The organism is Nonomuraea sp. NPDC049378, assembly GCF_055586745.1.
Window position 1 is genome coordinate 190,869 of record NZ_JBVJHP010000009.1, and the last position, 25,124, is coordinate 215,992.

Sequence of the window (25,124 nt, forward strand, 5' to 3'; positions counted from 1 at the left end):
CCGATCGGACGCGGCGACTTGCTGATTAGAGGAGGAAAGTTGACCTGTTAGTACCAGCCCACCGACTGTGAATGGGCCCAGGCGCCGCACGGTGTGCCGTAGCGGCCCTTGATGTAGCCGAGGCCCCACTTGATCTGGGTGGCGGCGTTGGTCTGCCAGTCGGCACCCGCGCTGGCCATCTTGGTGCCCGGCAGCGACTGCGGGATGCCGTACGCGCCGGAGTAGCGGTTCATCGCCCGCTCGTTCCAGCCGCTCTCCTTCTGCCAGAGCCGCTCCAGGCAGCCCCACTGGTCGTTGCCCCAGCCGCTGGCGGCGAGCATGGACTTGGCGGTGGCCTTGTTGCTGCCCGGCGAGGGGGTGCTGCCCGGCGGGAAGTTCGCGGCGGGGAACCCGTCACCGCCGGGGGCCCGCTCGGGGACGACCCAGTCGAAGTCCTTGTCCTTGCCCTTGCCCGAGCGGCCCTTCTTCAGCTGGTCGGCGCGGTAGGCCTGCTCGGCGGCGTTCTTCAGCGCGTCGGTCTCGGGGTCGGGTGCCGACAGGTCACCGCCGGCCAGCTTGGCGAAGTCGTCGACGGAGAGCGCGGCCTGCTGCGGCCTGTTGGCGTTCTGGACGGCGCGGTAGGCGACGAAGCCACCGCCGCCGAAGACGATCACCAGCGTGACGGCGATGATGATGACGCGCTTCGGCGTGACACGCGAACGCCGCCGCGCCGAGGGAGGGGCATCCTTCGGGTGGCGCTCGCGAGGGCGCTCGCTCAACTGCGGACCGGGGCTCACGGTCCACGAGCTTGCCCTGTCCTGGGGGGTGGTCCGCAACCGAAACGCGGGAATCGCTTGGCGTAAGTTTGGCTAACTGTCGGGTTAGCGTGGAGTTTCCCGATCAGTGTGACATTCCTCACACCTTTGCAGCCACAGGTGCGAACACGGGCTCCACACTCGGCACGTCATAACATCATCTACGGATTGTCACGATTTGGTGACGTAACTCGGATATTTGGGACATGGAACAATAATGTGCGCGTGGCTGGCATCCTTCTTGTAGAAGACGACCCCTCCGTCCGCACGGCACTCGAACTCGCGCTGACGCGGCAGGGGCACTCCGTCACGTCCTACGGGACGGGCGAGGAGGCGCTCGACCACATCAGGGCCCGCCGCCCCGAGATCGCGATCCTCGACGTCATGCTCCCCGGGATCGACGGCATCGAGGTGTGCCGCCGCATACGCAAGCTCGACCAGCTCCCCGTCATCCTCCTCACCGCCCGCGGCGACGACCTGGACGTGGTCGTCGGGCTGGAGGCGGGCGCCGACGACTACGTGATCAAGCCCGTCGAGCCCAGAGTCCTGGACGCCCGCATCCGCGCCATCCTGCGCCGGGCCGAGTCGGCCGCCTCCGACCGCATCACCTTCGGCGACCTCGTGATCGACCGGGGCGCGCTCAAGGTCACGCTCGCCGGCAAGGAGATCCACCTGACGCCGACCGAGCTGCGGCTGCTCCTGGAGCTCATCCGGCACCCCGGCCAGGTGCTCAACCGTCGCTATCTGCTGCGCGAGGTGTGGGACCACACGCACATCGCCGACTCGCGGCTGGTGGACGCCTGCGTGCAGCGGGTGCGCGCGAAGATCGAGCCAAGGCCGGGCGAACCCGTCTTCATCCACACGGTGCGCGGGTTCGGCTACCGGTTCAGCCCTCCGTGATCCCGCTGCCCACCGGGCTGCGCGCCCGCCTGGTCATCACGTTCACGCTCGTGGCCGTGGCCGCCTCGCTGCTGGTCGCCACGATCGGCTTCGAGCTGGCCAAGACCGCGCTCGTCACCCGGGCCGAGACCACGGCGCTCGACCAGGTCACCAGGGAGCTCGGCAGCATCACCTTCCCCATCGGGCGGCTCAGGCCGGGCGAGGCCGCCCCCACGGCGAGGGAGCTCGGCCGCCTCGCCCACGCGCTCAACGGGCCGGGCCGCAGCGTCCTCATCGAGTACGGCGCCCTGATCGCCTCCGAGGGCCCGATGTCCATGAGCGACGTCCCCAACGAGCTCCACGGCCGCGCCAAGCAGAGCGTCGTCACCCAGCGCAAGATCATCCGGGGCGAGCTCTGGCTCATCGTCGGCGCCGAGGTCTACCGGGAGGCCGGCAGCAGGGTCGAGGCGACGGACCTGCGGGCGTTCGTCTTCTTCCCGCTGAAGGACGACGAGCGGCAGCTGGCCACGCTCAGGATCACCTTCATCCAGGCCGGCGTGGTCATCGTGCTGATCGCGCTGGTCGTCGCGCTGCTGTCGGCCCGGCAGGTGCTGCTGCCGGTCCGGCGGCTGAGCGCGGCCGCGCAGGCGCTCGGCCAGGGCCGGCTGGACACGCGGCTGCCCGTCCACGGCCAGGACGAGCTGGCCGAGCTCACCAGCAGGTTCAACGACGCCGCCGCGGCGCTGGAGCTGAGCGTGGCCGAGCTGCGCTCGCTGGAGGCCATGTCGCGCAGGTTCGTGGCGGACGTCTCCCACGAGCTGCGCACGCCGCTGACCTCGATGACGGCCGTCGCCGACATGCTCTCCGAGGAGGCCGGCCGGCTGCCCGAGGCGCCGGCCGAGGCCGTACGCCTGGTGCTCAGGGAGATCGAGCGCCTGCGCGGGCTGGTCGAGCACCTCATCGAGATCAGCCGCTTCGACGCGGGCACGGCCACGCTCAACCTCGAGCCGGTGAACGTGGCCGAGGCCATCGACGACTGCCTGGCCGTGCGCGGCTGGAGCGACCAGGTGACCGTGAAGGCCCCCCAGGGACTGGCCGTCAACCTGGACCCCGCCAGATTCGACGTGATCGTGGCCAACCTCGTCGGCAACGCGCTCAAGCACGGCCGGCCACCGGTGCTGGTCAGCACAAGAATCACGCAGAGCGGCCTGGAAGTGAAGGTGCGCGACCACGGCCAGGGCATCCCCCGCGAGGCGCTGCCGCACGTCTTCGACCGCTTCTTCAAGGCCGGCGCCGGCCGGTCGCGCAGCCAGGGCAGCGGTCTCGGCCTCGCCATCGCCAAGGCCAACGTGCACCTGCACGGCGGCACGATCTCCGTACGTGCCCAGAACCCCGGCACCCTCTTCACCGTCTGGTTGCCCCACGCATGAAAGCCCAACGCATCCTCACCGTCGTCGCGCTCGTCGGCGCCGCGGCCTGCGGCATCTCGCCCACCGACGTCCAGGACCGCGGCAACGCCCCGACCACCAGGATCCCCCCGCCGTCCAAGACGATCTACCTGCTCAAGGACGGCGAGCTCATCCTGGAACCCGCCGACGTCGACAACGACACCGTCGGCAGCCTGCTCGGGGCGCTCTTCGACGCGTCGACCAAGCCGCTCGGCAACCGGGACACGGCGCTGCGCGGCTTCACGTACATCGGGATCAAGGACTCGCTCAACCCGATCCAGCGCGACGAGGTGCAGCTCCCGCGCACCTCGACGCTGACCGTCTACATCAGGGGCGAGGGCACGCTGACCAAGCTCGGCAAGGCCCAGATCGTCTGCACCGCCCAGCAGGACGCGGCGTTCGAACTGGTCAAGATCGTACGGGAGAACGAGAACCGCCCCTCCAAGACGGAGGGGCGGTACACCTGCGGCGAGCTCAAGTGATCAGAGCGTGATGTCCTCCAGCATCTCCGTCACCAGGGCGGCGATCGGGGAACGCTCGGACCTGGTCAGCGTGACGTGCGCGAAGAGCGGGTGGCCCTTGAGCTTCTCCACCACCGCCACCACGCCGTCGTGCCGGCCCACCCGCAGGTTGTCGCGCTGGGCGATGTCGTGGGTGAGCACGACCCGCGAGTTGGCGCCGATCCGGCTCAGCACCGTGAGCAGCACGCCGCGTTCGAGCGACTGGGCCTCGTCCACGATCACGAACGCGTCGTGCAGCGAGCGGCCGCGGATGTGCGTCAGCGGGAGCACCTCCAGCATGCCCCGGTCGAGCACCTCCTCGATCACCTCGGGCGAGGTGATCGCGCCCATCGTGTCGTAGACCGCCTGCGCCCACGGGCCCATCTTCTCGCCCTCGGTGCCCGGCAGGTAGCCGAGCTCCTGGCCGCCCACGGCGTAGAGAGGGCGGAAGACGACCACCTTGCGGTGCTGGCGACGCTCCAGCACCGCCTCCAGACCTGCGCAGAGGGCCAGCGCCGACTTGCCGGTGCCGGCCCGGCCGCCGAGCGAGACGATGCCGATCTCCGGATCCATCAGCAGCTCGAGCGCGATGCGCTGCTCGGCGGAGCGGCCGTGCAGGCCGAACACCTCGCGGTCGCCGCGTACGAGCTTGACCGACTTGTCCGGCAGCACCCTGCCGAGCGCCGAGCCCTTGGCCGACAGCAGCCGCAGGCCGGTGTGCGTGGGCAGCTCCCTGCCCTCCTCGACGTCGGCGGTGCCCTGGTCGAAGAGCGTCTCGACGTCTTCGGCGGTCACCTGGAGCTCGGCCATCCCCGTCCAGCCGGACTCGTGCACCAGCTCCGCGCGGTATTCCTCGGCCGACAGGCCGATCGAGGCGGCCTTGACCCGCAGCGGCAGGTCTTTGGACACCAGGACGACGTCGCAGCCCTCGGCGGCCAGCGAGCGGGCCACGGTCAGGATGCGGGTGTCGTTGTCTCCCAGGCGGAAGCCCACGGGCAGGATGGACGGATCGCTGTGGTTGAGCTCAACCCTGATCGTTCCATCCCCCGTCGGCATCGGCTCGTCGAGCCTGCCGTACTGGACGCGCAGCTCGTCGAGGTAGCGCAGGGCCTTCCTCGCGAAATAGCCGAGCTCGGGATGGTGCCGCTTTCCTTCCAGCTCCGTGATGACCACGATGGGAAGGACGACGTCGTGCTCGGCGAAGCGGGTCATTGCCGCCGGGTCGGCCAGCAGGACCGAGGTGTCGAGCACGTACGTGCGCTTGGCCGGCTTGGTCGTAGGGTTGCTCGAGGACACTGCCACACGTTCTCCCCCGGGCGCCCATAGGTGCGGGCACCCTGCAGACGAGGCGGGAATCGGACCGGACCCGCATCCCCGACCGCTACGTGCCGTCGGCGCCGGGGTCCGGCCCCCCTCGGCAGTTCACGATGCAAAGGCGGGCCCTCTCCGAAATGTCCGTCCTGTGGCCGGACATTTCCAACGTTACGTCCTGAATACCCAGATGTCGCGTCAGGAACCGTAACGCCGGTGTCTCGCAGCGTAATCGCGCAGCGCTCGGAGGAAGTCGACCCTGCGGAAGTCCGGCCAGTAGGCCTCGTGGAAGTAGAACTCCGAATGGGCGCTCTGCCAGAGCATGAAGCCCGACAAGCGCTGCTCGCCCGAGGTCCGGATGAGGAGGTCCGGGTCGGGTTGGCCGCGAGTGTAAAGATGCTCCGCGATGTGCTCCACATCGAGCACCTCGACGAGGTCCTCGATGCTCGCCCCCTTGCTCGCATGCTCCTGGAGGAGTGAGCGCACCGCATCGGCAATCTCACGCCTTCCTCCATACCCAACTGCAACGTTCACAATCAGGCCTGGACGGTGCGAGGAGACTTCTTTTGCCTCTTTGAGGACATTCGCCGTCCGGTCCGGCAGCAGGTCGAGCGCTCCGACCGGGCTGATCCGCCAGCCCTCGGCCACGAGCTCCCGCGTCACGTCCTCGATGATGCGTAGCAGGGGCTCCAGCTCGTCCCGCGGCCGGTTGAGGTTGTCGTTGGACAACATCCACACGGTGACGACCTCGACCCCGGTCTCGCGGCACCAGCCGAGCAGCTCCGAGATCTTGTCCGCGCCCTTGCGATGACCGCGGGCCACGTCGTGCATGCCCATCGCCCGCGCCCAGCGGCGGTTGCCGTCGATGATGACCCCGACATGCCGGGGGACGCTGTCCTTGGACAGCTTGGCCTCCAGCCGGTGCTCATAGAGCCGGTAGACCAGATTGCGCAGGCCCACGGACGTGCCTCCCAGCGGTGCTGTGACCTAACACGCAATTATCACCGTGATTCGCCCGTGCCTGCCCCCTGGACTGGATTTCTGGCCAAGTCTCTGCCTTCCAGACACCCCTCGGCCTCCTCCACCAGCCCGCGTACGAACCCTGACAGCTCGGCCGAGGTCAGCACCGCCCGCGTGCCCACGCCCGTGGCGCACCACGCCTCCACATAGGCCCGCCGGGTCAGCCGCCACTCCCCGGTCACGGGCTGCCACCTCGGGATGGTGCGCAGCTGGCAGCGGAGCTCACCGCCGCCCGCGCCGGAGCGCGTGCGGTAGCGGAAGGAGAACAGCTCGCTGTCGGACGCCTCGCCGGGGAAACGATCGTCGGGATCGGCCCACCGCCCGGCCGCGCCGCCGTCCCTGCGGGCCTCGTCCACACCACGCGCGAGGCGCGCGAGCAGCCAGCCGCACCGCTCCCCCACGCTGCCGTAAGGCGTGCCGTCCCGGTGCAACTCCAGAGTGATCTCGTACGGCCTGCCGACGCTGTCCCTGCACGCGATGGGCGTGACGCTCAGATAAGAACCATCGACACAGCGCAGTCCCCCCATCCCCTGACAGTTTCCGCTCGAAAGTCGGCTAAACGCGGGCGACCGGCTCAGGACTGGCCGGGCCGGGCGGCAACGCACAAGACGTGAGTGCCCGCGCGAAAGCCGATCTAAAGCGGCCGTGTCTACGGTTCGTCCCGCGTCCGGCCGCGACAGCCGGGAGATCAAGATACGGGGAGACATGCGAAAACTTCTGGTCACCTTCGGGCTCGTCGCCGCCTTCGCGGTGGCATCCGGTACGCCGGCCTTCGCCGTGCATCACACCCCGGGCACATGCGATCCCAACTTCCCCTGGACGTGTGACATGAGCTGGACGGACGATCCGCGGCGGTGAGCGACTCACCCATGGCGGGACAGGGCGGTGGCGGCCTTCGCCCGCCACCGTTCCGCCTCCATGGCGGCGAACAACGCGTGGGCCTCCTTCAGATGCGTCACAGCTTCCGGATCCTCCTGCTGTTCGAGCAGCAGGCCGAGCGAAAGCCTGGACCGTCCCTCGATATGGCGCTCGCGCAGGTCCTGGGCGAGCGCCAGGGCTTGTGACAGGGCCCGCCGGGCGGGTGCCGCCCGGCCCAGGGCCGCCTGCGCCGCGCCGATTCCGTGCAGGACGTATGCCTCGCCGATCCGGTCACGCATGCCGCGCACCATGCTGAGAGCCCTTTCGAACGACTCCAGCGCCCTTCCCGGCTCGCCGCGCCGCAAGGAGAGCTCAGCGTGACGGTTGAGCGCCTGAGCCTCGCCCCGCTGCACGCCCTCCCCCCTGAAGATCTCCAACGCCTGGTCGAGCAGGGGTTCGGCCTCCCCCAGCCGGCCCTCCTCAAGGTGTATGACCGCGATGCTCACCAGGACATGACCTTCCGCTGCCCGATCTCCCACCTCTTCGAGCAGGCGAAGTGCCTGACGGTATCTTTCGAGCGCGGCGTCGAGGTCGCCCCGGACTCGCTGCGAGAGCGCCAGGTTGCGCAGCGCGAGAGCCGTGCCGTGCGGTTCGCCGATCTGCTCGAAGATGTCGATGGCCTGCAGCAGCAGGGGCTGCGCCTCGCTGTAGCGCTGCTGGAAGTTGGCGAGCGTGCTCAGTGAGTACATCATCGCCGCCTCGCCGCGTCTGTTGTGCGCGTGGCGACAGGCCTTGAGCGCGATCTCGGTCAGGCTGCGCCACTCATCGTAGTAGCCGTGGGTCTCGAAGAGAGTGATCGCGGTCATCGCGATGTTCCAGCAGAGCTCGTCGAGGCCGTGTCCGGAGGCCTGCCGTACGGTCGCCAGGAGCGTCAGCCGCTCGTCGTCCAGCCACCTGAGCGGGTCATCGCCGAAGAGCTCGTCGGCCCGGGCCGTGGCCTGGTGGTCGCCGACGGCCTTGCCTCTGAGCAGGGTGAAATGGCCGCCGTAGTAGCGCTGGTGCGCCAGGTCTGCCAGAGACAGGAAGGCCGTGCAGGCGCGATCGACCGCGGCCTGGCGCTGCTCCGGGCTCTCGTCGGTTGTGGCCTGCTCGCAGGCGTAGACGCGTACCAGGTCATGCATGACATACCGATGGCCCCTGCGCGTCAGCAGTGACGCCTCGACCAGCTCGTCGAACGCACCGTCGGCGTCGTCGCCGAGCAGCGCGGCGCCGAGCCAGGGGGCGCTCTGCGGGATGTCCAGCAGGCCGAGCCGCCGGAACAGCGAGCGGGCCCGGGGTGACAGCCCGCGGTAGCTGACGTCGAGGCCGGCCCGCACTTCCAGGTCGCCATGGCTGAGTACGTCGAGCATGTTACGAGTGTCGCCGAGCAGGTCGACCAGTGTCTGAACGGACCACAGCGGCCGCACGGCCAGGCGTGCCCCGGCGATGCGCAGCGCCAGGGGCAACCCGCCGCACTGCTCGGCGAGCGCCCGAACCGGTGAGGGCTCCAGTGCGGCGCGCTGTGCGCCGATGTCGTAGGTGAGCAGCTCGACCGCGCTGTCCTGGTCCAGGACGTCAAGGCGGATGATCTGATCCTCCGGTAGTCCGATGGGCCGGTGGCGGCTGGTGATCAGGACGGCACAGGGCGCGCCGCCCGGCAGCAGCGGCCGGATCTGCTCGAACGTGCCCGCATTGTCGACGAGGAGGAGCATCCGGCCGCCGGCGACGATGGAGCGGAACAGAGCGGCTCTTTCGTCCTCCAGACGCGGCACCGCCGAAACGCCCAAGGCGCGCAGGAACCGGCTCAGCACGTCGGTGGGCTGCACCTCGCCGCCTTGCAGGTCGACGTAGAGCTGACCGTCCGGGTATGCCGGCGCCAGCCGATGGGCTGCCTGGAGAGCCAGCTCGGTCTTGCCCACGCCGGCTCGGCCGACGATGGCGGCGACGGGCAACTCGGCGCCCGCGCTTCTCTCGCCCAGGAGCGAGCCGATGCGGCGCAGTTCCGCGTCGCGCCCCGCCAGGCGGGAGATCACCGCAGGGAGCTGCCTGGGGATCGGCGTCCGCCGCGGCACCACGGGAGCGTTCTCGAGCTCGGCTTCCTGGTTGAGAATGGCCACCTCGAGCCGCCGGAGCTCGTCACCGGGCTCCAGGCCCAGCGTGTCGAGCAGCATCTCCCGATAGGCGCGAAAGGCGTCGAGCGCCTCGGCCTGCCGCCCCGAGCGGTAGAGAGCGAGCATGAGAAGGCCGCGCAGCCGCTCCCGCAGGGGATTGTCCTGGACGAGGGCGCGCAGTTCGGTGACCAGCCGCTGGTGGTGGCCCGCCGCCAGTTCCAACTCGATGCACTGCTCGTGGGCGAGCAACCGGCGTTCCTGCAGGCTGTGCGCGATCGTCTGAACGAGGTCACTGCTGATGTCGGACAGGGCGGGGCCGCGCCAGAGTGCCAGCGCCTCGCGCAGGCTCCTGGCAGCGCGGTCGGGCTCCTCTCGTTGCGCCCGGCCGGTCAGCTCGTCGAAGTCGGCGAGATCGAGCCGGCCCTGCCCCGCCCTGATCAGGTATCCGGGGGGTGTGGTGATGAGGAACTCGTACGGCTGCGCGACGTCGCCGAGCGTACGACGCAGCTGGGAGATCTTGATCTGGATCTGGTTACGCGCGGTCGTCGGCGGGGCCTCGCCCCAGACAGCGTTGATCAATCTGTCGACGGGAACGACCCGGTTGGCATCGAGCAGCAGCATCGCCATGACGACGCGTTGGAAGCTGCCCCCGAGCGGCACTTCGTCCCCGTCGCGTTCGACACTCAGCGGTCCGAGAATCTTGAAGAACATGATTTCCTCCGCCGCCGATCCTGCCCGCGAGAGCTTGTAGATCAGTTGATCTCGGCCTTCTTCCCGGCCGAAGATCGCTGGCGCCGCCCAGGGCCCCGCGGAGATCGTCGTGCGGAGAGGACGCGCGGGACGGCTCCTGCCAGGGCACGCCCACGCCGGGGAAGCTGGGGCCTCAGCCGGTGACCGGCCGGATGATCGTCTGGTGCCAGCCGCCGCCCTCCGGCTCGGACATCCAGGCCAGCAGGGGGCGGCCCGCACCGTCGATCGCCAGGTGGACGGCACGTGCGGTGCCGTCGACCGTGCCGATCGGACGTGCCGCACAGGTGCCGGTGGCGCACGTCGCCAGGTGCACCACGCCGCCGGGGGCGAAGGCTGCCACGAGGGTGCGGCCCGCTCCGTCCACGGCGAGTGTGCCGCGCACACCGCGCGAAGCCGCGGCGGGGACCGGCACCCTGCGCGCGGCGGCGCAGGCTGCATCTGCGCACTCCAGCAACACCGGGGTGGCGCTGCTCACGTCGTGGTAGAGCACCCGCGGATACCCGTCCTGGCCGATCGCGACGGCCGGTCGCGATGTCCCCCAGCCGGCCGCCTCCGCATCGGCGGGCCGGGCGGACGTGGCCGGCACCGTACGGCGAACGCTGCCGCACTCCGGACTGTCACAGCTGAACACGGCGACCTCGCCGATGCCCCAGTTGTGCCGGACCACCACGGGCCGTCCATCTCGCGTCACCGCCACCGCGAGCTGCTGGTCGTCCGCAGGGCGGAACGGCTCCTCCACCTCGGCGATCTGCCTGCGCGTGGCGGAGCCGCAGTCAGGGTCTCCGCAGTACAGCAGCCACAGGGACGAGCGGGACCGAGGCTCGGCTGCGAGGACGGCGACCACCGGGCCAGGCCCGCCCGGCAGGGACGCCGCCGCGACCGCGCTCGGGAACTCCGGAAGGGCCAGCCCGTCACCGGGTCCGCAGCCCCTGTCGCGATACCAGCACAGCTTCAGCGCACGCCCGGCCACCGCCGTCGCCCGCCGGGCCGCTGCGTGTACGTCGGAGCTGCCGGGCCCCGTGCACAGAGCGTCGGCGCACTCCAGCAGCAACGCGTCGTCGCGGACCAGTACGGCCCGGCCGTCCGCCGACACCGAGAAGTGGGAGAAGGACGTGAGCTCGCCGCTGCCGGACCGTTCCCCCCGCTGGTAGGCGGGCCAGTCCATCGGGTTGGCCGCGGTCACGCCGATCAGCAGCAGGCCCGGCAGCGCCAGCCCTGCCAGCGCGATCACCGGCGCGGCACGCTTCCCGGCCGGGGCAGGCGGCTCGGCCGGCAACCCGTCCACCACGGCGCGGAACGCCATCGGGGCGTCACCGCGCCAGCCGTTCGTCAGGGCGAGCAGGAACACCAGCGTCACCGCCGTGGCCATCAAGGCCATGAGCACGGGCAGCATCGCCAGCCGTCCCGGCGGCCACCAGTCGAGCACCGCCACCGCCGGGCAGAGCGCCAGCACGCACGTGATCACCACCGTGCGCCCGCCCGCCAGGGCGAACGCGCGGCTCAGTGCCTGCCGCGCCGTCCGGCCCTCCAGAACCACAGCCGGTACGGCGGGCAACAGCGGCAGCAGCACGACCGCCGCCACCCCCGCCAGCGCCGCCTTCGCCCAGAAGGACACCATGAACGTCATGGCGACCGTCACCCCGGCCACAACCGCCGCGCCGCCGGCGGCGAGCACCAGCAGCGCCCTCCGGTGCCGAAGCGCGACCCGCAACGCGACAGGGAACGGTACGGGGCGCCCCAGGAGCGATCCCGCCGCCATGGTCACCAGGGCGGGCAGCAGGAGCCCGAGCCCGGCCGTCGCCGCAGCGGCCACCATCGCGGCCCAGGCCAGCACCGTTGCCGGGAGCGGCCCCACCACGGCGGGCACGCCGTTGACGAGCGCCACGCCGCCGGGGTCCCGCAGGAGCGGGAGCGTGCCCAGAGCCAGGACCCACCACAGGGCGCATCCCGCCGCCGCCGGAGCCACGAGCCGCGACGCCGCCCGCGCAGCCCTCCATGGCCGCCGTAGCTGCGCTCCCAGTGACAGCAGCCCGTCCTCGATCATGTGGTTCGGCTCCCCCGTGACGCACGCCATCCGGCCGGCTCACCGCACCGTGGTGATGCGCGGCCGCCATTCGTTGCCATCGAGGTGTTCCTCCCAGGCCACGGTGGGGCGCCCGGCCCGGTCGAGGGTCATCGCGAGCGGGCCCGGCGAGCCGCGTCCGGAACGGAGGGCTCGAGGGCATGCGGATTCGAGCGGTGTGACGAGGGAGAACGTACAACGAATGGTCCGGCGTGTCACCGTGTTTCGTTCTGGAGTGAAACACGGAGTTCCGGACACCTCGCATGGTGCCGTACGGCCGGCGCTCCACGCCGGCCCGCCTGCTGGTCCACGGTTTCCGCTCAAGCAGCCGGATGAACGCGGGCGATGTCGCCGGTTACCCGGGCCAGCCGTCCGGCCGGGACCGGCCCACGTGCCCGGGCAGGAGACGAGACCACCAGCGGGCCTTCCCGGGCGGCGCGGGCATGCGGCCACGGGCTCGCAACCAGGCGGCGAAGTCGTCGGCGTCCGCACGGTAGCCGCGCGGCGGCGTGCTGCGGGAACGCGCGTAGGCGGCGTACTCGGCGGCCAGGTCGGGGCCCGCGGCGGCGGCCGCGTCGGGGCGTAGCCTGGCCACGATGCCGCGCCGCTTGGCCAGCAGGCTCGCCGCCTGCACCCGCATCCGTTCCCGGTCGAAGCCCTCAGGCGGCTCCGCCCCCGTGACCAGGGCCGCCACCACCCGCCCCTGCGCCTCCGCCAGCCGCCGCCGCGCCTCGTCCGTCGCCGCGGCTCCGCCGCCGGGGACCTGCACGTCGGTCACCGCGGCTCCCCCGCCAGGGACATGGCCGCCCTGATCCGGGACAGCTCGGCCGCCAGGACGGCGTCGCTCGGGTAGTCGTCGTCCCATTCCAGCAGCACGCCGGGCGGCGTGGCGCGGGCGCACAGCTCGGTCAGCAGGTCGAGCACCGGCTGCGGGGCGACCTTGGTGTGGGTGTCGTGCCAGATGCCGCCGTGCTCGTACCCGCCGGCCACGTGGACGTAGGCGAGGTGCTCCAGCGGGAGCGTGTCGAGCGCGGCCACGGCAGGAAGACCCAGGTTGACCTGGTTGGTGTAGAGGTTGGCCACGTCGATCAGCAGCCCGACGCCGGTGGCCGCGACCAGCTCCGCGAGGAACTCGGCCTCGGTCAGCTCGTCCTCGGGCCAGCCGAAGATGGCGGCGACGTTCTCCAGGGCCAGCGGCACGGGCAGGGCGTCCTGGGCCCGCCGCACGTTCTCGGTGACCACCCGCAGCGACTCGCGGGTGCGCGGCACGGGCAGCAGGTGCCCGGCCTCGACGCCGCCCCCGCGTACGAATGCCAGGTGCTCGCTGACCAGCGGCGCGCCGAGAGCCTGCGCGCAGGCGGCCAGATGAGCGAGCCTGGTGGGCGAGGGCGGCTCCGCGTCACCGACCCCGAGCGACACCCCGTGCGGGATCACCGGCAGGCCCCGCTCACGCAGCACGCGTAACGACTCGGGCAGCCGATCCGGCCTGACGTTCTCGGCGACCACTTCGAGGAAGTCGACGCCGTCCATCCGCTCGATCGTCAGGTCGAGCTCGCTCCGCCAGCCGATGCCCACTCCAAGCTCGGCCATGTCAACTTCCTCCCCCGCAACCGCTGCCGCAACCGGCGCTGCCGCCGCAGCTCGAGCCGCCGTGCGAGGCTCCGCCGCAACCGCCGCCGGCGCAGGAGCCGACGCCTCCCGTGCCACGGTACGTCGCCCGCCGCGAGTTCCGGCGCGGCGACCTCATGACGCCCAGCTCGGTCCGCAGGCGCGGGTCGGGCGACTCGGCCGGGCCGTACAGGGCGATGTGCACGGGACCGTCGCCCGTGCCCCTGGGGTGGCCCGCTCTTGCCTGGTCGAGCCGCTCGGCTCCCTCGGCGGTGAGCGTGCTCCGCCAGGACCTGCGGTGATCACCGGCCATCACCGCCGCGCCGATGCCCGTGCCCGTCAGGAGGAGCAGGGGGAACAGCGCCGGGGTGGATACGAAGCATGCCACCGCCGCCGTCAACGCCAGCCCCGAGACCGCGCGCAGCCGGATCGCCAGCCGGCCCAGCCGCTTGACCCGGCGGGCGGGCAGGACCAACCCCAGCTCTGTGAGGTTCCGCCGGCGCGCGTCCATGGCCAGGCTCCCGCCCACCCTGCGCTTCAGCGCGGACGACTGGAGCCCGGACACCGTCGCGACCTGGGCGAGCGTCTCCCGCTCGATGGGGTCGCGCGACACGGACGGCGCGTGCACGCTGTGCACGTGGCCCCCGCGCGACACGCGCACGTCCCCCGAGCCGGCCAGCAGCGCGATGGCCGTGCCTGCCACCTGGCCGGGCCCGCCCGCCAGATAGGCGAGATCGTAGTGGTCCAGGTCGGGAGCACCACGGGCCACCAGGGCCTCCTGGCCGGCGGCACGCTCGCGTTTCATCGAGAAGACGGTGGCACCGACGACGGCGGGCAGAGCCACCGAGAGGATCAGCAGGAACAGGTCCATGACGCCTCCCTCCAGACAGCCGGAACAGGCTGTTACCAGAAGGACGCCAGGGCGAAGGTCAAGGTTTCGTTCTGCTCGTTTAAGTCACGGCGATCACGAGCCGCCACCGCCACCGCCGCCGCAGCCCGATCCTCCTCCGCCGCAGCTCGACGACCCACCGCCGCAGCCCGACGACCCGCCGCCGCAGCCCGACGACCCGCCGCCGAAGTCCGTGCCGCCGAAGGTGGTGCCGTCGGAGCCGCTGAAGCTGCCGCAGGCGCCGGCGCAGTCGGCCCCGGGTGCTCCGACGGACAGCTCGTCGCAGAGCAGCTGGTCGCCCGACTCGCTCAGCCCGTACAGCGCGACCGGGATCCCCACGGCCTGGAAGAGCGAGCGCGGATCGCGTACGCCCCTCGGATGGTGGGCGTGGGCCGACCTCAGCACCTCGCGTCCCTGGCCGGTGACGACGTTGCGCAGCCTGCGCTTCTGCCGGTAGAGCCCGATGAGACCGGAGGCGACGGCGAACAGGCTGAAGAACACCGCCCCGATGTACACCGTCTCCTTGCCCGCCACGCCGGCGACCGCCAGCACGATCACCAGCACCAGGTAGCCCGCGGCCCCGCCCACCGCGAGCCGCAGCAGGCCACAGTGCCGCCGCGCCGTGTCGAACGCCGACTGCCGCACGATCAGCCCTCGGCGCTCCAGCCCGGCGGCGAGCTCGGTGAGCGCGGGATGCGACTCCAGCTCGCGGCGCAGCTCGCTCGCCTGGTAGCCGCCAGGCCGCGCCGCCAGCGCGTCGAGCACCGCCTGCTCAAGCGGCACCGGCGAGGGCTGCGCGCCGTACACGGCGGTGACCCGCGAGCCACGCGAGACCCGGACGGCGCCGCCCGACGCGAGCACGGCCAGCGCCGTGTTGAGCGCCCGGCGCGGCCCGCCGGACAGATAGGCCAGCTCGTACGGGTCCAGCCGGTGGCCCGCCCCGGCGGACGCCGTCCCCTGGACACGTCTCCGCTCGCGTTCGACACGATTCTCGGCCGCGGTGACCAGGACCATCACGACGAGCGCGGCGACGATCAGGGCGTAGTCCACTGCGGCCCTCCTGTGCGGTACGGCAAGCCGCCAAAGTAGACGGCGCGGCCGTACCGCACAAGGGGACAGCGCTCAGCCGAGGCGGTCGAGCAGCGCGTTGTACTCCTCCCACAGCTCCTTCGGCAGGTGCGCGCCGAACTTCTCGAAGTGGGCCGGGATCAGCGCGGCCTCCTCGCGCCACACCTCGCGGTCGACCGTCAGCAGCGCCTCGAGGTCCTCCTCGGACAGGTCGAGGCCCTCGGTGTCGAGGTCGGCGGGCAGCAGGCCGATGGGGGTGGGCACCGCCTTGGCCTCGCCGTTGAGCCGGTCGACGATCCACTTGAGCACGCGGCTGTTCTCGCCGAAGCCGGGCCAGATGAACTTCCCGTCGGCGTTCTTGCGGAACCAGTTGACGTAGTAGATCCGGGGCAGCACGGCACCCTTGCGCCGGCCGACGTCCAGCCAGTGGCCGAAGTAGTCGCCCATGTTGTAGCCGCAGAACGGCAACATCGCGAACGGGTCGTGACGCAGCTCGCCGACCTTGCCCTCGGCGGCGGCGGTCTTCTCGGAGGCGACGTTGGCTCCGAGAAAGACGCCGTGCTCCCAGCTCAGCGACTCTGTCACCAGAGGAACGGCGGTGGCGCGGCGGCCGCCGAACAGGATCGCCGAGATGGGCACGCCCTTGGGGTCCTGCCACTCGGGTGCGATGATCGGGCACTGGGAGGCGGGGGTGGTGAAGCGGGCGTTCGGGTGGGCGGCCGGCTCGTCGCTGTCAGGCGTCCACGAGCGGCCCTTCCAGTCGGTCAGGTGGGCGGGCGGCTCCTCGGTCAGGCCCTCCCACCACACGTCGCCGTCGTCGGTGAGGGCGACGTTGGTGAAGATGCTGTTGCCCCAGAGCGTCCTGACCGCGTTGGCGTTGGTCACCTCGCCGGTGCCGGGCGCGACGCCGAAGAAGCCCGCCTCGGGGTTGATCGCGTGGAGGCGGCCGTCCTCGCCGAAGCGCATCCAGGCGATGTCGTCGCCGATCGTCTCGACCTTCCAACCGGGGATCGTGGGCTGGAGCATGGCGAGGTTGGTCTTGCCGCAGGCGCTCGGGAAGGCGGCGGCGATGTAGCGGACCTCGCCCGACGGCGGCGTCAGCTTGAGAATGAGCATGTGCTCGGCCAGCCAGCCCTCGTCGCGGGCCATGGCGCTGGCGATGCGCAGCGCGTAGCACTTCTTGCCGAGCAGGGCGTTGCCGCCGTAGCCGGAGCCGTAGGACCAGATCTCGCGGGTCTCGGGGAAGTGGCTGATGTACTTGGTGGAGCTGCACGGCCACGGCACGTCCTGCTGGCCGGGCTCCAGCGGCGCGCCCACGGAGTGCACGGCCTTGACGAACGAGCCCTGCCCGCGCTCCTCGATGAGCCGCAGCGCCCTGTCGCCCATGCGGGTCATGACGCGCATGGACACGGCGACGTACGGGGAGTCGGTGATCTCGACGCCGAGCTGGGAGATCTCCCCGCCCAGCGGGCCCATGCAGAAGGGCACGACGTACATCGTGCGGCCGCGCATGCAGCCCTTGAACAGCTCGCCGAACGTCTCGCGCATCTCGCCGGGCGCGATCCAGTTGTTCGTGGGCCCGGCGTCCTCCTCGCGCTCCGAGCAGATGTACGTGCGGTCCTCGACCCTGGCCACGTCGCTCGGATCGGACTTGGCGTAGAAACTGTTGGGCCTGGCGGCCAGGCGCGTGAACGTCCCCTGCTCGACGAGGAGGTTGGTGAGACGCGTCCACTCCTCCTCTGACCCGTCGCACCACTCGATGCGGTCGGGCTGGGTCAGGGCAGCGATCTCCTTTACCCACGCGGCCAATTCTCTATTGCTGGTCGGTGCGGGCGCTTCCACGGAAACGGACACGGCGGTGACTCCTCCACTCTCTCAGGGCCCAGTCATCATTAACGACGAGACGGTCGGAAAGCCAATTGGCATAGACCTGTCGGCACCGCCGTCGTCGCAGGCAGCGACCCTGACGATTGGGGGAGCCTACCCAACGGGAACGGATTTAAAAGAAGCGATTTCCGGCAGTGGTCCAGTCCAATTCAGCTGGTCTAAACCAATTTTCGAAGTGGTTTAGTCCATTCCGCCGGCCGTTTCCGCTGGGTGCTCTAGGAATTGACGTCGGGCCCCTCGGAGCGAACCCGGTCGACGTGCTGGAGCGCGTCGCGCAGATCGCTCAGCCACGTGTCGGCGTTCTTGCCGACCAGGCGTACGCACCAGGCGAGCGCGTCGCTGCGGCTCCTGGCCACGCCGGCGGCCACCAGCGTGTCGAGCACGCGGCGCTCCGACTGGCGCAGGCGGGTCATCACGGGCACGGAAAGTGTGGTGAACATCACAGTCTGAGCACCGCAGACGACACCCCAGGAGACCTTCTGGCGGAACTTGTGCTCGGCCTCCCTGGCGATCTCGATGCGCCGCTCGCGCGTCTCCTCCCTGAAGCGTCTGGCCAGCCCGTCGATCAGGGCGGACCGCTCGGCCTCGGGAACGTCGCCCGGCGGGTCGGGCAGCCGGCCGAGCACCGCGATCTCCTCGCGGTCCCTGACGATCTCGGGCGCGCCGGTGAACCACTCGCCGGGGAGCCTCCCGGCGAACCAGCCGTGAATCTCTGCCGTCACGTCATCTGTAGCCATGTAATCATCATTACACCGCTGCTCGGTAGATCGCATCCGGGGATACGAAGGTGTGCGCGCGCGGGGAAGGTCTAGCGAACCCTGGAGGCGGCGGCGGGGCTGACCCTGACGACTCCGGCGAGGTTGCGCCGGCTCACAGGGACGATCTTGACCACGTCGCCCGTGCGGGGCGCGTGCAACATCTTCCCGTCGCCCCAGTAGATCGCCACGTGCGAGATGTAGGCGGGGTTGGTCGGGTCGTTGCGCCAGAAGAGCAGGTCACCGGGCTGCGCCTGCGACAGCGACACCTGCGGTCCCGTCACCCACTGCTGGTGGGTCACCCGCGGCATCCGCACCCCCGCCTGGGCGAAGGCCCACTGGACCAGGCCGGAGCAGTCGAAGGTGTCGGGACCCTCGGCGCCCCACACGTAGGGCCTGCCGAGCTTGGACACGGCCGCCTTCAGCGCCGCCGTGAGCTGCTCACCCGTCATGAACGAGCCGGCCGGCCAGTTCTGCTTGACCTTCTGTGGCGGCGGCAGGACCGGGTTGACCATGACCGCCTGCGTGCCCTTGGGCAGCTTGGCGAGGATCCGGTCACGCAGCTTGGCGGAGTTGGTCTTGGGCGCGCTGACGATGAGCGCGTTGTCGTGCGGCAGCCCCAGCGTACGGCCGACGTCCTTGGACACGACCGCGTCGACCGCGCCGAAACCGGTGGTGGCGTAGGCGCCGATGCGCAGCGGCCCCGCCGGGCCCGCCACCTGGCGGTGCAGCGAGAGCCCGCCGTCGTTGCCCAGCACGAACGACACCGCCACGTCTCCGGCCGCGACGTTCTGCCACAGCGCGTCGGAGGCGGCGGTCACCTTGGGAGTGAAGGCCCGGAACGTGGACGGGTCGACCGCGAGCGTCTGCACCCGCTTGCCGTCGAGCGTGACGGACGCCGCGTCGGCCAGCTCGAGCGCCCGCACGCCGCGCACCTTCGCCACCTTCTCTAACTGCTGCCGCGTGAACGGCTTTCGGGACAGCACGAACAGGTTGGGCTTGTGCAGCTTGTCCAGCGGCGCCACCGGCTGGACGGTCCTCGCCGACGGTGGTTGCTGCTGGGGTTGCTGCTGGGGTTGTTGCTGCGGTTGCTGCTGGGCCATGAGCGTCTTCTCGGGCTCGGCCCGCACGACGGCGGGACTTTCCTGGAACTGGGCGAGCAGCAGCACGTCAGCGGTCAGCACCGCGACCAGCGCCACCACGATGAACGGCACCAGTTTGTACGTGTCACGCCGCTTACGCGACTTGACCAGAAAGCTAAGGTCCTGCCGAATCCCGGATGAATGCGAAAAGTCCGCCGGGCCAACGTGGGCCCGGCGGTCGTTGTCCATGGGATTCAGTTGCCGATGTACGGCACAGCCTCGAGGATCTCGACGGTGTTCTGGCGCCCGTTGGGCAGGGCGTAGGTCGCCTTCTCACCGATCTTCTTGCCGTTGATCGCCGCCCCGAGCGGGGACTTGGGCGAGTAGACGTCGATCGGCGCCCCGCTCTCCTCGCGGGAGGCGAGCAGGAAGGTCACCTCGTCGTCGTCACCGACGAACCTGATGGTGACGGTCATGCCGGGGCCCACCACACCCTCGGCCTTGGGAGCCTCTCCGACCTGGGCGTTGTCGAGGATCTGACGGAGATGGAAGATGCGGGCCTCCATCTTGCCCTGCTCGTCCTTGGCGGCGTGGTAGCCGCCGTTCTCGCGCAGGTCACCCTCTTCCCGGGCGGCCTCGATCTTCTTGGCGATGTCGACGCGCCCGGGGCCCGAGAGATACTCGTACTCCGCCTTCAGGCGGTCGTACGCCTCCTGCGTCAGCCATGTGACGTTCTCATCGCGAGAGTCGGCCACGGGTTCTCCTTGCTTGCCTAGGGGGCCCTGAGGTCACTTGAGGTTACGTACGGTTGAATTGCGAAAGGCTAACAAGTCAGTCGCTCCAACGCTTCCCCAAATGTCTCACTATACGAGATTGCAGTACTGGATGTGGACGGAAGTGGCCTGACCGCTGGTGTCGAGGCTCTCCTTGAGCTGCTTACTACCCTCACCAGCCGGGATTCTTACTTCCTTGCTGCCGACTTCCCCATGATTGACATCCAGCGCCCGTAGGCGGCAGACAGCCACTCTATCGTCTGGCTTGTACACCTCAAAGGTGATCTCCGCGCGGGTCGGGCCGTCCACGTTGAACGTCACGACCTGCGACGGCGCGCCCGAGCCGCCCGCCGTCATCGACCACATCACGTAGCCCCATCCACCAGCGATGATGGCCACCAGCACGCCGATCACGAGGTGCACGACGAGCCGCCCCCTTCGCCGCGGACGATCGGGGAAGTCGTCGGGTGTGCCGAGAACGGGCCCGTTCTCGACATCTCTGGTGGCCATGGCGGAATCTCCCTGCACTCCCTCAGCGTTATCCGAGACAATTGTCGCCCGCGGGGGGAGTGCCCTCGCGACCGCCCAGCAGAAACTAACGTCTCTGGGTGACTGACCGGTCCGTTGAGGAGAGCCCGCCCGTGAGTGCACCGTTGAGGTTGATGGCCGTCCACGCCCACCCTGACGACGAGTCGAGCAAGGGCGCCGCCACGATGGCGCGCTATGTGCGTGAAGGTGTCGACGTGCTGGTGTGCACGCTCACCGGAGGCGAACGCGGATCAGTGCTCAACCCCAAGATGGACCGCCCTGAGATCGTTGCCAACATCGGGGAGGTCCGCAGGGCCGAGATGGAGCGGGCGCGCGAGATCCTCGGCGTCGAGCAGCGTTTCATGGGCTTCGTCGACTCCGGCCTGCCCGAGAACGAGGAGGAGGAGCTGCCCGAGGGCTGCTTCGGCGTGCAGAAGCTGGAGGACGCCGCCGCCCCGCTGGTGGCGGCCGTACGCGACTTCAGGCCGCACGTGATCATCACGTACGACGACGACGGCGGCTACCCCCACCCCGACCACATCATGACCAACAAGGTCTCCGTCGAGGCGTTCGAGGCGGCCGGGGATCCCGACCGCTATCCCGGCGCCGGCGACCCGTGGCAGCCGCTGAAGCTCTACTACCACATGGGGTTCACCAAGGAGCGCTTCGAGGCGCTGCACGAGGCGATGACCGAGCGCGGCCTCGGCTCCCCCTACGCCGACTGGATCTCCCGCTGGGAGGACCGCCCCGCCAAGTGGCCGGTCACCACGCGGGTGCCGTGCGGCGACTACTTCCAGATCCGCGACGAGGCCCTGCTGGCGCACGCCACCCAGGTCGACCCCGACGGCTTCTGGTTCGTCTGCCCGCGCGAGCTTCAGCAGGAGATCTGGCCGACCGAGGACTACCACCTGGCGCGCTCGCTGGTCGACACCGGGCTGCCCGAGGACGACCTGTTCGCCGGCATCCACGCCGACGACGTCTCGCCTGCCTGCCACTGACCGGAGCATGGGGTGCCGGTGGCAGACTGGAGGTGTGACCCTACTAGCAGCTGGTGATGTGAGTCCGGGTGTGCTCGGCTTCGCCGTGGTGGCCCTCATCGGGCTGGCGCTCTACTTTCTGATCAAGTCGATGAACAAGCAGATGACGAAGATCCAGGTGCCGCACGAAGGCGACACGACCGAGAAGAAGGCCGAGTAGATGCCGGTGGACGTGGTCGACAACCCGACGGAGAGCCGCTTCGAGATCCACGTGGACGGCAAGGTCGCCGGGTTCGCCGACTACCGCCTGCTGCCCACAAAGATCGTTTTCACGCACACCGAGGTGCTGCCGGAGTTCCAGGGGCAAGGGCTGGCGGGCAAGCTGACCGGCCACGCGCTGCGGATGAGCGCCGACACCGGCCTTCGCATCGTGCCGCTCTGCCCCTACGTCGCCCAATACATCGAGCGCCACCCCGAGTTCCAGGACATCACCGACGCCCGCTGAGCCTCACTCGGCGGGCGACCAGGCCCGTTCGAGCGCCTTGGGCAACCCCCACCAGCCCAGCGGGGTGAGCACGTCGTCCTCGTCGACGATGCCGAGATAGCCCCACAGGCTCACCACCGGCGCGAACAACCCCTCGGTGGCGCCGAGGTCGTCGCCGTCCTGCTCGTCGACGTCGATGTCCTCCGACTCCGCGATGAGCCGGGCGATCCGCTCGGGCGAGGCCAGCACCCCCGGCCCGAGCCTGGCCAGCGCCGCCACCCCGGCCAGCCAGTCGGCGCACTGGATGGCGTGGAGATGGGCCAGCGTCGCGTCCTCCATGCCGATCTCCCCGTCGAGGTCGACGAACTCCTCCAGCAGGTCGCCGTTCTCCAGCAGGTCGGAGACGGGGCCCACGACGCCCGCCGCCACGGTCAGCCACAGGTCCTGGTCGTCGTCGGGCATCGGCTGCTCCTCGAAGCCGGCGCAGGCCCGCAACACGTTGGCGGGGTAGCCGGGCAGGGCGAGCAGCGCGCGCAGGCGTACGGCGGCCTGCTCCAGCTCGTCGGCGGGCAGGTCGGGCTGCCTGGGCAGGCCCGCGATGATGCGCCGCAGCTCGGACAGCGCGAAGGCCTCCTCCTCGTCCCAGGCGGAGAACACCTCCTCGTCCTGCTCGTCGCTGACCGCGAAGCCGGGCACCCGGCCGTCGGGCAGCGGCGTGCTCAGCCAGTGTTCCTGCAGCTCCTCATAGGCCCTGCGGGCCTCGGGGACGCCCTCCGCCAGCGCGTCGGGATCGATCTCCCCCGACACGACCCGCTCCTCCAGGAAGGCCACCAGGCGGGCGAACATCTCGGCCGCGACGGGCCCGCGTTCGTTCTCCTCGGGCCAGACGAAGTAGCTGGGCGTCATGAGGATCGGCTCGGTGCCGGTGGACTCGATCCAGCGCTGGACGTCGCCCACGGTGGCCACGCCTGACTCGATCGACCGGAGCGTGGCCTTGGCGGACTCCCAGAACGGGCGGGAGAGCGGGTTGCCCGCCGACATCATCGCGCGCCGCAGATCGGGCAGCGCCACCAGCGCCACCCCCGAGGGCACGGCGAGCAGCGCCCGTGCCACGTCCCTGCGCGTGAGCGCGGTCACCGGGCGGCCCGCCTGCCGGCAGACGAAATCCATGTCCACGTCCATGTCCACCATCCGTAACCTACGCCGTCATCACCGCGCCAGTCAGCCCGGGCGGCCGAGGGGCCTGGTCACGATCTTCGTTCATGGCGGCGTCTAGGGTGGGGAGCTGGAGGTCGTGATGAACCGCTTGAAAGACGCGACGAGCCCCTACCTGCTCCAGCACGCGGACAACCCCGTCGACTGGCACCCGTGGGGCGAGGAGGCGTTCGCGCAGGCCAGGCGCCGCGACGTGCCGCTGCTCATCAGCGTGGGCTATTCGGCGTGCCACTGGTGTCACGTCATGGCCCACGAGAGCTTCGAGGACGCCGAGACCGCACGGCTCATGAACGAGCACTTCGTCAACATCAAGGTCGACCGCGAGGAGCGGCCCGACGTCGACGCCGTCTACATGGGCGCCACGCAGGCCATGACGCACCAGGGCGGCTGGCCGATGACGGTGTTCGCGACACCGGACGGGCACCCGTTCTACTGCGGCACCTATTTCCCGCGCCCGCACTTCCAGCGCCTGCTCACCGAGGTGCACCGCGTGTGGACGGGCGACAAGGAGAGCCTGCTGCGGCAGGGCGCGAAGGTGGTGGAGGCGCTCAACACGCACACCACGCTGCCCAGCGGCCCGCTGCCGGACGCCGACACGCTCGACCGCGCGATCGCCAACCTGCGCGAGACCTTCGACGCCGCGCGCGGCGGGTTCGGCGGGGCGCCCAAGTTCCCGCCGTCCATGGTGCTGGAGTTCCTGCTGCGCTCGGGGGAGCGCGAGATGAGCGGGCAGACCCTGGAGGCCATGGCCCGCGGCGGCATGTACGACCAGCTCGGCGGCGGGTTCGCCCGCTACAGCGTGGACGCGGAGTGGGTCGTGCCGCACTTCGAGAAGATGCTCTACGACAACGCCCTGCTGCTGCGCGTCTACACCCACTGGTGGAAGGCGGGCGGCGGCGAGCTGGCCAGGCGGGTCGCGCTGGAGACGGCCGGCTGGCTGCTGCGCGAGATGCGCACGCCCGAGGGCGGTTTCGCCTCGGCGCTCGACGCCGACAGCGAGGGCGTGGAGGGCAAGTTCTACGTCTGGACGCCCGAGGAGCTGCGCGCCGTGCTCGGCGACGACGACGGCCGGTGGGCCGCCGGGCTGTTCGACGTGACCGGCACGTTCGAGCACGGCACGTCCGTGCTGCAGCTGCCGGACGACCCCGGCGACCCCGCCCGCTACGCCGGCGTCCGCGAGCGGCTGCTGGCCGCCAGGGAGCGGCGCGTGCGCCCGGGGCGCGACGACAAGGTCGTGGCCTCCTGGAACGGCCTGGCCATCGCAGCGCTGGCGGAGACCGGCCTGGTGTTCGAGCGGCCCGAGCTCGTCGCCGCCGCCACCGATGCGGCCGGCCTGCTCGCCGGCACCCACGTGGTGGACGGCAGGCTGCTGCGCACCTCGCGCGACGGCCGCGCCGGCACGAACGACGGGGTGCTCGACGACTACGCCAACCTGGCGGAAGGGCTGATCACGCTGTACGGCGTCACCGGCGAGGCCAGGTGGCTCCGGCTGGCCGGCACGCTGCTCGACACCGTGCTCGACGGCTTCGCCGACGGCGCGGGAGGCTTCTACGACACGGCCGACGACGCCGAGCGGCTGTTCCAGCGCCCCCAGGACCCGACCGACAACGCCACCCCCTCAGGCCAGTACGCCGCCGCGGGCGCGCTGCTCTCCTACGGGGCGCTGACCGGCTCCACCCGGCACCGGGAGGCCGCCCACGCCGCGCTGGGCACCGTGTCCGTGCTGGCGGACCAGCATGCCCGGTTCGCCGGCTGGGGGCTGGCGGTGGCGCGCGCGGCGCTCGACGGGCCCGTCGAGGTGGCCGTCGTCGGACCGCCCGACGACCCGCGCACGGCCGCATTGCACCGCGCGGCGCTGCTCGCCGACGTGCCGGGCGCGGTGGTCGCGCTCGGACCCGGTGACGGTGACCGCGGCTCCGGCGATCCGCTCGTGCCCCGGCAGGCGTACCCCGCGCTGCTGGAGGGACGGCAGCCGGTCGGCGGGGCGCCCGCGGCCTACGTGTGCCGGGGCTTCACCTGCCGGATGCCCGTCACCACGGTCGAGGACCTCCAGGCCGAGCTGTCCGGCTGACCCCGTGAAACCGGC

General features: G+C 70.6%; 24 protein-coding genes. 8 read left to right on the forward strand and 16 right to left on the reverse strand.

Features of this window, described 5'->3' with window-relative positions; genetic code table 11:
• Nucleotides 1-47: 47 nt before the first annotated feature.
• The gene (locus tag ACZ6SA_RS21075; protein ID WP_465829713.1) at nucleotides 48-776 is read right to left on the reverse strand and encodes an aggregation-promoting factor C-terminal-like domain-containing protein; all 729 of its coding nucleotides are present in this window, start codon (nucleotides 774-776) and stop codon (nucleotides 48-50) included.
• A gap of 243 nt (nucleotides 777-1,019) precedes the next feature.
• On the opposite strand from ACZ6SA_RS21075, the gene ACZ6SA_RS21080 reads away from it, so the two are divergent.
• From ACZ6SA_RS21080 to ACZ6SA_RS21090, 3 genes are read left to right on the forward strand one after another with little or no spacing between them, the layout of a single operon-like run.
• A complete protein-coding gene (locus ACZ6SA_RS21080; RefSeq protein WP_347646292.1) occupies nucleotides 1,020-1,694 on the forward strand; it encodes a response regulator transcription factor in 675 nt (224 codons plus the stop codon).
• Nucleotides 1,691-3,103, forward strand: a complete 1,413-nt coding sequence (locus ACZ6SA_RS21085) for a sensor histidine kinase (RefSeq protein WP_347646291.1) — start codon at nucleotides 1,691-1,693, stop codon at nucleotides 3,101-3,103. Before ACZ6SA_RS21080 ends, ACZ6SA_RS21085 begins: the two co-directional genes overlap by 4 nt.
• Nucleotides 3,100-3,603 (forward strand): hypothetical protein, encoded by a 504-nt coding sequence (locus ACZ6SA_RS21090; protein ID WP_443152315.1) that lies wholly within the window; start codon nucleotides 3,100-3,102, stop codon nucleotides 3,601-3,603. The genes ACZ6SA_RS21085 and ACZ6SA_RS21090 overlap by 4 nt, the downstream gene beginning before the upstream one ends.
• On the opposite strand, the gene ACZ6SA_RS21095 is transcribed toward ACZ6SA_RS21090, so the two are convergent.
• The 3 genes from ACZ6SA_RS21095 to ACZ6SA_RS21105 all read right to left on the reverse strand — a co-directional run bounded on the left by ACZ6SA_RS21095 (nucleotide 3,604) and on the right by ACZ6SA_RS21105 (nucleotide 6,479).
• Entirely contained in the window at nucleotides 3,604-4,923 is a 1,320-nt protein-coding gene (locus ACZ6SA_RS21095; RefSeq protein ID WP_347646289.1) for a PhoH family protein, read from the reverse strand. It lies immediately after the preceding gene.
• 207 nt (nucleotides 4,924-5,130) lie between these two features.
• Nucleotides 5,131-5,892 carry an isoprenyl transferase gene (locus ACZ6SA_RS21100; RefSeq protein WP_347646288.1) on the reverse strand — a complete coding sequence of 254 codons (762 nt, stop codon included), beginning with the start codon at nucleotides 5,890-5,892 and terminating at the stop codon, nucleotides 5,131-5,133.
• Nucleotides 5,893-5,933: 41 nt separating this feature from the next.
• Nucleotides 5,934-6,479 (reverse strand): hypothetical protein, encoded by a 546-nt coding sequence (locus tag ACZ6SA_RS21105; RefSeq protein WP_465829716.1) that lies wholly within the window; start codon nucleotides 6,477-6,479, stop codon nucleotides 5,934-5,936.
• A 178-nt stretch (nucleotides 6,480-6,657) separates the two neighbouring features.
• Here ACZ6SA_RS21105 and ACZ6SA_RS21110 point away from each other — a divergent pair, with 178 nt between their 5' ends.
• The gene (locus ACZ6SA_RS21110; RefSeq protein WP_465829718.1) at nucleotides 6,658-6,810 is read left to right on the forward strand and encodes a hypothetical protein; all 153 of its coding nucleotides are present in this window, start codon (nucleotides 6,658-6,660) and stop codon (nucleotides 6,808-6,810) included.
• Between the two features lie 5 nt (nucleotides 6,811-6,815).
• Here ACZ6SA_RS21110 and ACZ6SA_RS21115 read toward each other — a convergent pair whose 3' ends face one another.
• The 11 genes from ACZ6SA_RS21115 to ACZ6SA_RS21165 all read right to left on the reverse strand — a co-directional run bounded on the left by ACZ6SA_RS21115 (nucleotide 6,816) and on the right by ACZ6SA_RS21165 (nucleotide 20,344).
• A complete protein-coding gene (locus tag ACZ6SA_RS21115; RefSeq protein WP_465829720.1) occupies nucleotides 6,816-9,671 on the reverse strand; it encodes an AfsR/SARP family transcriptional regulator in 2,856 nt (951 codons plus the stop codon).
• 172 nt (nucleotides 9,672-9,843) lie between these two features.
• Complete coding sequence (locus tag ACZ6SA_RS21120) at nucleotides 9,844-11,754, reverse strand: hypothetical protein (RefSeq protein ID WP_465829722.1); 1,911 nt, start codon at nucleotides 11,752-11,754, stop codon at nucleotides 9,844-9,846.
• A 373-nt stretch (nucleotides 11,755-12,127) separates the two neighbouring features.
• On the reverse strand, nucleotides 12,128-12,550 hold the full coding sequence (locus tag ACZ6SA_RS21125; protein WP_465829724.1) for an SCO6045 C-terminal-like domain-containing protein: 423 nt from the start codon (nucleotides 12,548-12,550) through the stop codon (nucleotides 12,128-12,130).
• Nucleotides 12,547-13,362: an MbnB/TglH/ChrH family RiPP precursor modification enzyme gene (locus tag ACZ6SA_RS21130; RefSeq protein ID WP_465829726.1), complete on the reverse strand. Its 816-nt coding sequence runs from the start codon at nucleotides 13,360-13,362 to the stop codon at nucleotides 12,547-12,549. Before ACZ6SA_RS21130 ends, ACZ6SA_RS21125 begins: the two co-directional genes overlap by 4 nt.
• A 1-nt stretch (nucleotide 13,363) precedes the next feature.
• Nucleotides 13,364-14,251, reverse strand: a complete 888-nt coding sequence (locus ACZ6SA_RS21135) for a TIGR04222 domain-containing membrane protein (protein WP_347646282.1) — start codon at nucleotides 14,249-14,251, stop codon at nucleotides 13,364-13,366.
• A 93-nt stretch (nucleotides 14,252-14,344) separates the two neighbouring features.
• On the reverse strand, nucleotides 14,345-15,319 hold the full coding sequence (locus tag ACZ6SA_RS21140) for a TIGR04222 domain-containing membrane protein (RefSeq protein ID WP_465829728.1): 975 nt from the start codon (nucleotides 15,317-15,319) through the stop codon (nucleotides 14,345-14,347).
• Nucleotides 15,320-15,391: 72 nt separating this feature from the next.
• On the reverse strand, nucleotides 15,392-17,191 hold the full coding sequence (locus tag ACZ6SA_RS21145; protein ID WP_465829730.1) for a phosphoenolpyruvate carboxykinase (GTP): 1,800 nt from the start codon (nucleotides 17,189-17,191) through the stop codon (nucleotides 15,392-15,394).
• 248 nt (nucleotides 17,192-17,439) lie between these two features.
• Complete coding sequence (locus ACZ6SA_RS21150; RefSeq protein ID WP_465829732.1) at nucleotides 17,440-17,961, reverse strand: hypothetical protein; 522 nt, start codon at nucleotides 17,959-17,961, stop codon at nucleotides 17,440-17,442.
• Between the two features lie 71 nt (nucleotides 17,962-18,032).
• Nucleotides 18,033-19,193, reverse strand: coding sequence for a C40 family peptidase (locus tag ACZ6SA_RS21155; RefSeq protein ID WP_465829734.1), 1,161 nt, complete (start codon nucleotides 19,191-19,193; stop codon nucleotides 18,033-18,035).
• 122 nt (nucleotides 19,194-19,315) lie between these two features.
• Nucleotides 19,316-19,816: a transcription elongation factor GreA gene (gene greA, locus ACZ6SA_RS21160; protein ID WP_132328896.1), complete on the reverse strand. Its 501-nt coding sequence runs from the start codon at nucleotides 19,814-19,816 to the stop codon at nucleotides 19,316-19,318.
• Nucleotides 19,817-19,924: 108 nt separating this feature from the next.
• Nucleotides 19,925-20,344 carry a DUF4307 domain-containing protein gene (locus ACZ6SA_RS21165; RefSeq protein ID WP_347623315.1) on the reverse strand — a complete coding sequence of 140 codons (420 nt, stop codon included), beginning with the start codon at nucleotides 20,342-20,344 and terminating at the stop codon, nucleotides 19,925-19,927.
• A gap of 131 nt (nucleotides 20,345-20,475) precedes the next feature.
• On the opposite strand from ACZ6SA_RS21165, the gene mca reads away from it, so the two are divergent.
• From mca to ACZ6SA_RS21180, 3 genes are read left to right on the forward strand one after another with little or no spacing between them, the layout of a single operon-like run.
• Nucleotides 20,476-21,360, forward strand: a complete 885-nt coding sequence (gene mca / locus ACZ6SA_RS21170) for a mycothiol conjugate amidase Mca (protein WP_347646277.1) — start codon at nucleotides 20,476-20,478, stop codon at nucleotides 21,358-21,360.
• Nucleotides 21,361-21,394: 34 nt separating this feature from the next.
• A complete protein-coding gene (locus ACZ6SA_RS21175) occupies nucleotides 21,395-21,559 on the forward strand; it encodes a hypothetical protein (RefSeq protein WP_347623317.1) in 165 nt (54 codons plus the stop codon).
• Nucleotides 21,560-21,844, forward strand: a complete 285-nt coding sequence (locus ACZ6SA_RS21180) for a GNAT family N-acetyltransferase (protein WP_347646275.1) — start codon at nucleotides 21,560-21,562, stop codon at nucleotides 21,842-21,844.
• Between the two features lie 3 nt (nucleotides 21,845-21,847).
• On the opposite strand, the gene ACZ6SA_RS21185 is transcribed toward ACZ6SA_RS21180, so the two are convergent.
• Nucleotides 21,848-23,005 (reverse strand): hypothetical protein, encoded by a 1,158-nt coding sequence (locus ACZ6SA_RS21185; protein ID WP_347646460.1) that lies wholly within the window; start codon nucleotides 23,003-23,005, stop codon nucleotides 21,848-21,850.
• A gap of 115 nt (nucleotides 23,006-23,120) precedes the next feature.
• Here ACZ6SA_RS21185 and ACZ6SA_RS21190 point away from each other — a divergent pair, with 115 nt between their 5' ends.
• A complete protein-coding gene (locus ACZ6SA_RS21190) occupies nucleotides 23,121-25,109 on the forward strand; it encodes a thioredoxin domain-containing protein (RefSeq protein ID WP_347646274.1) in 1,989 nt (662 codons plus the stop codon).
• Nucleotides 25,110-25,124: the final 15 nt, after the last annotated feature.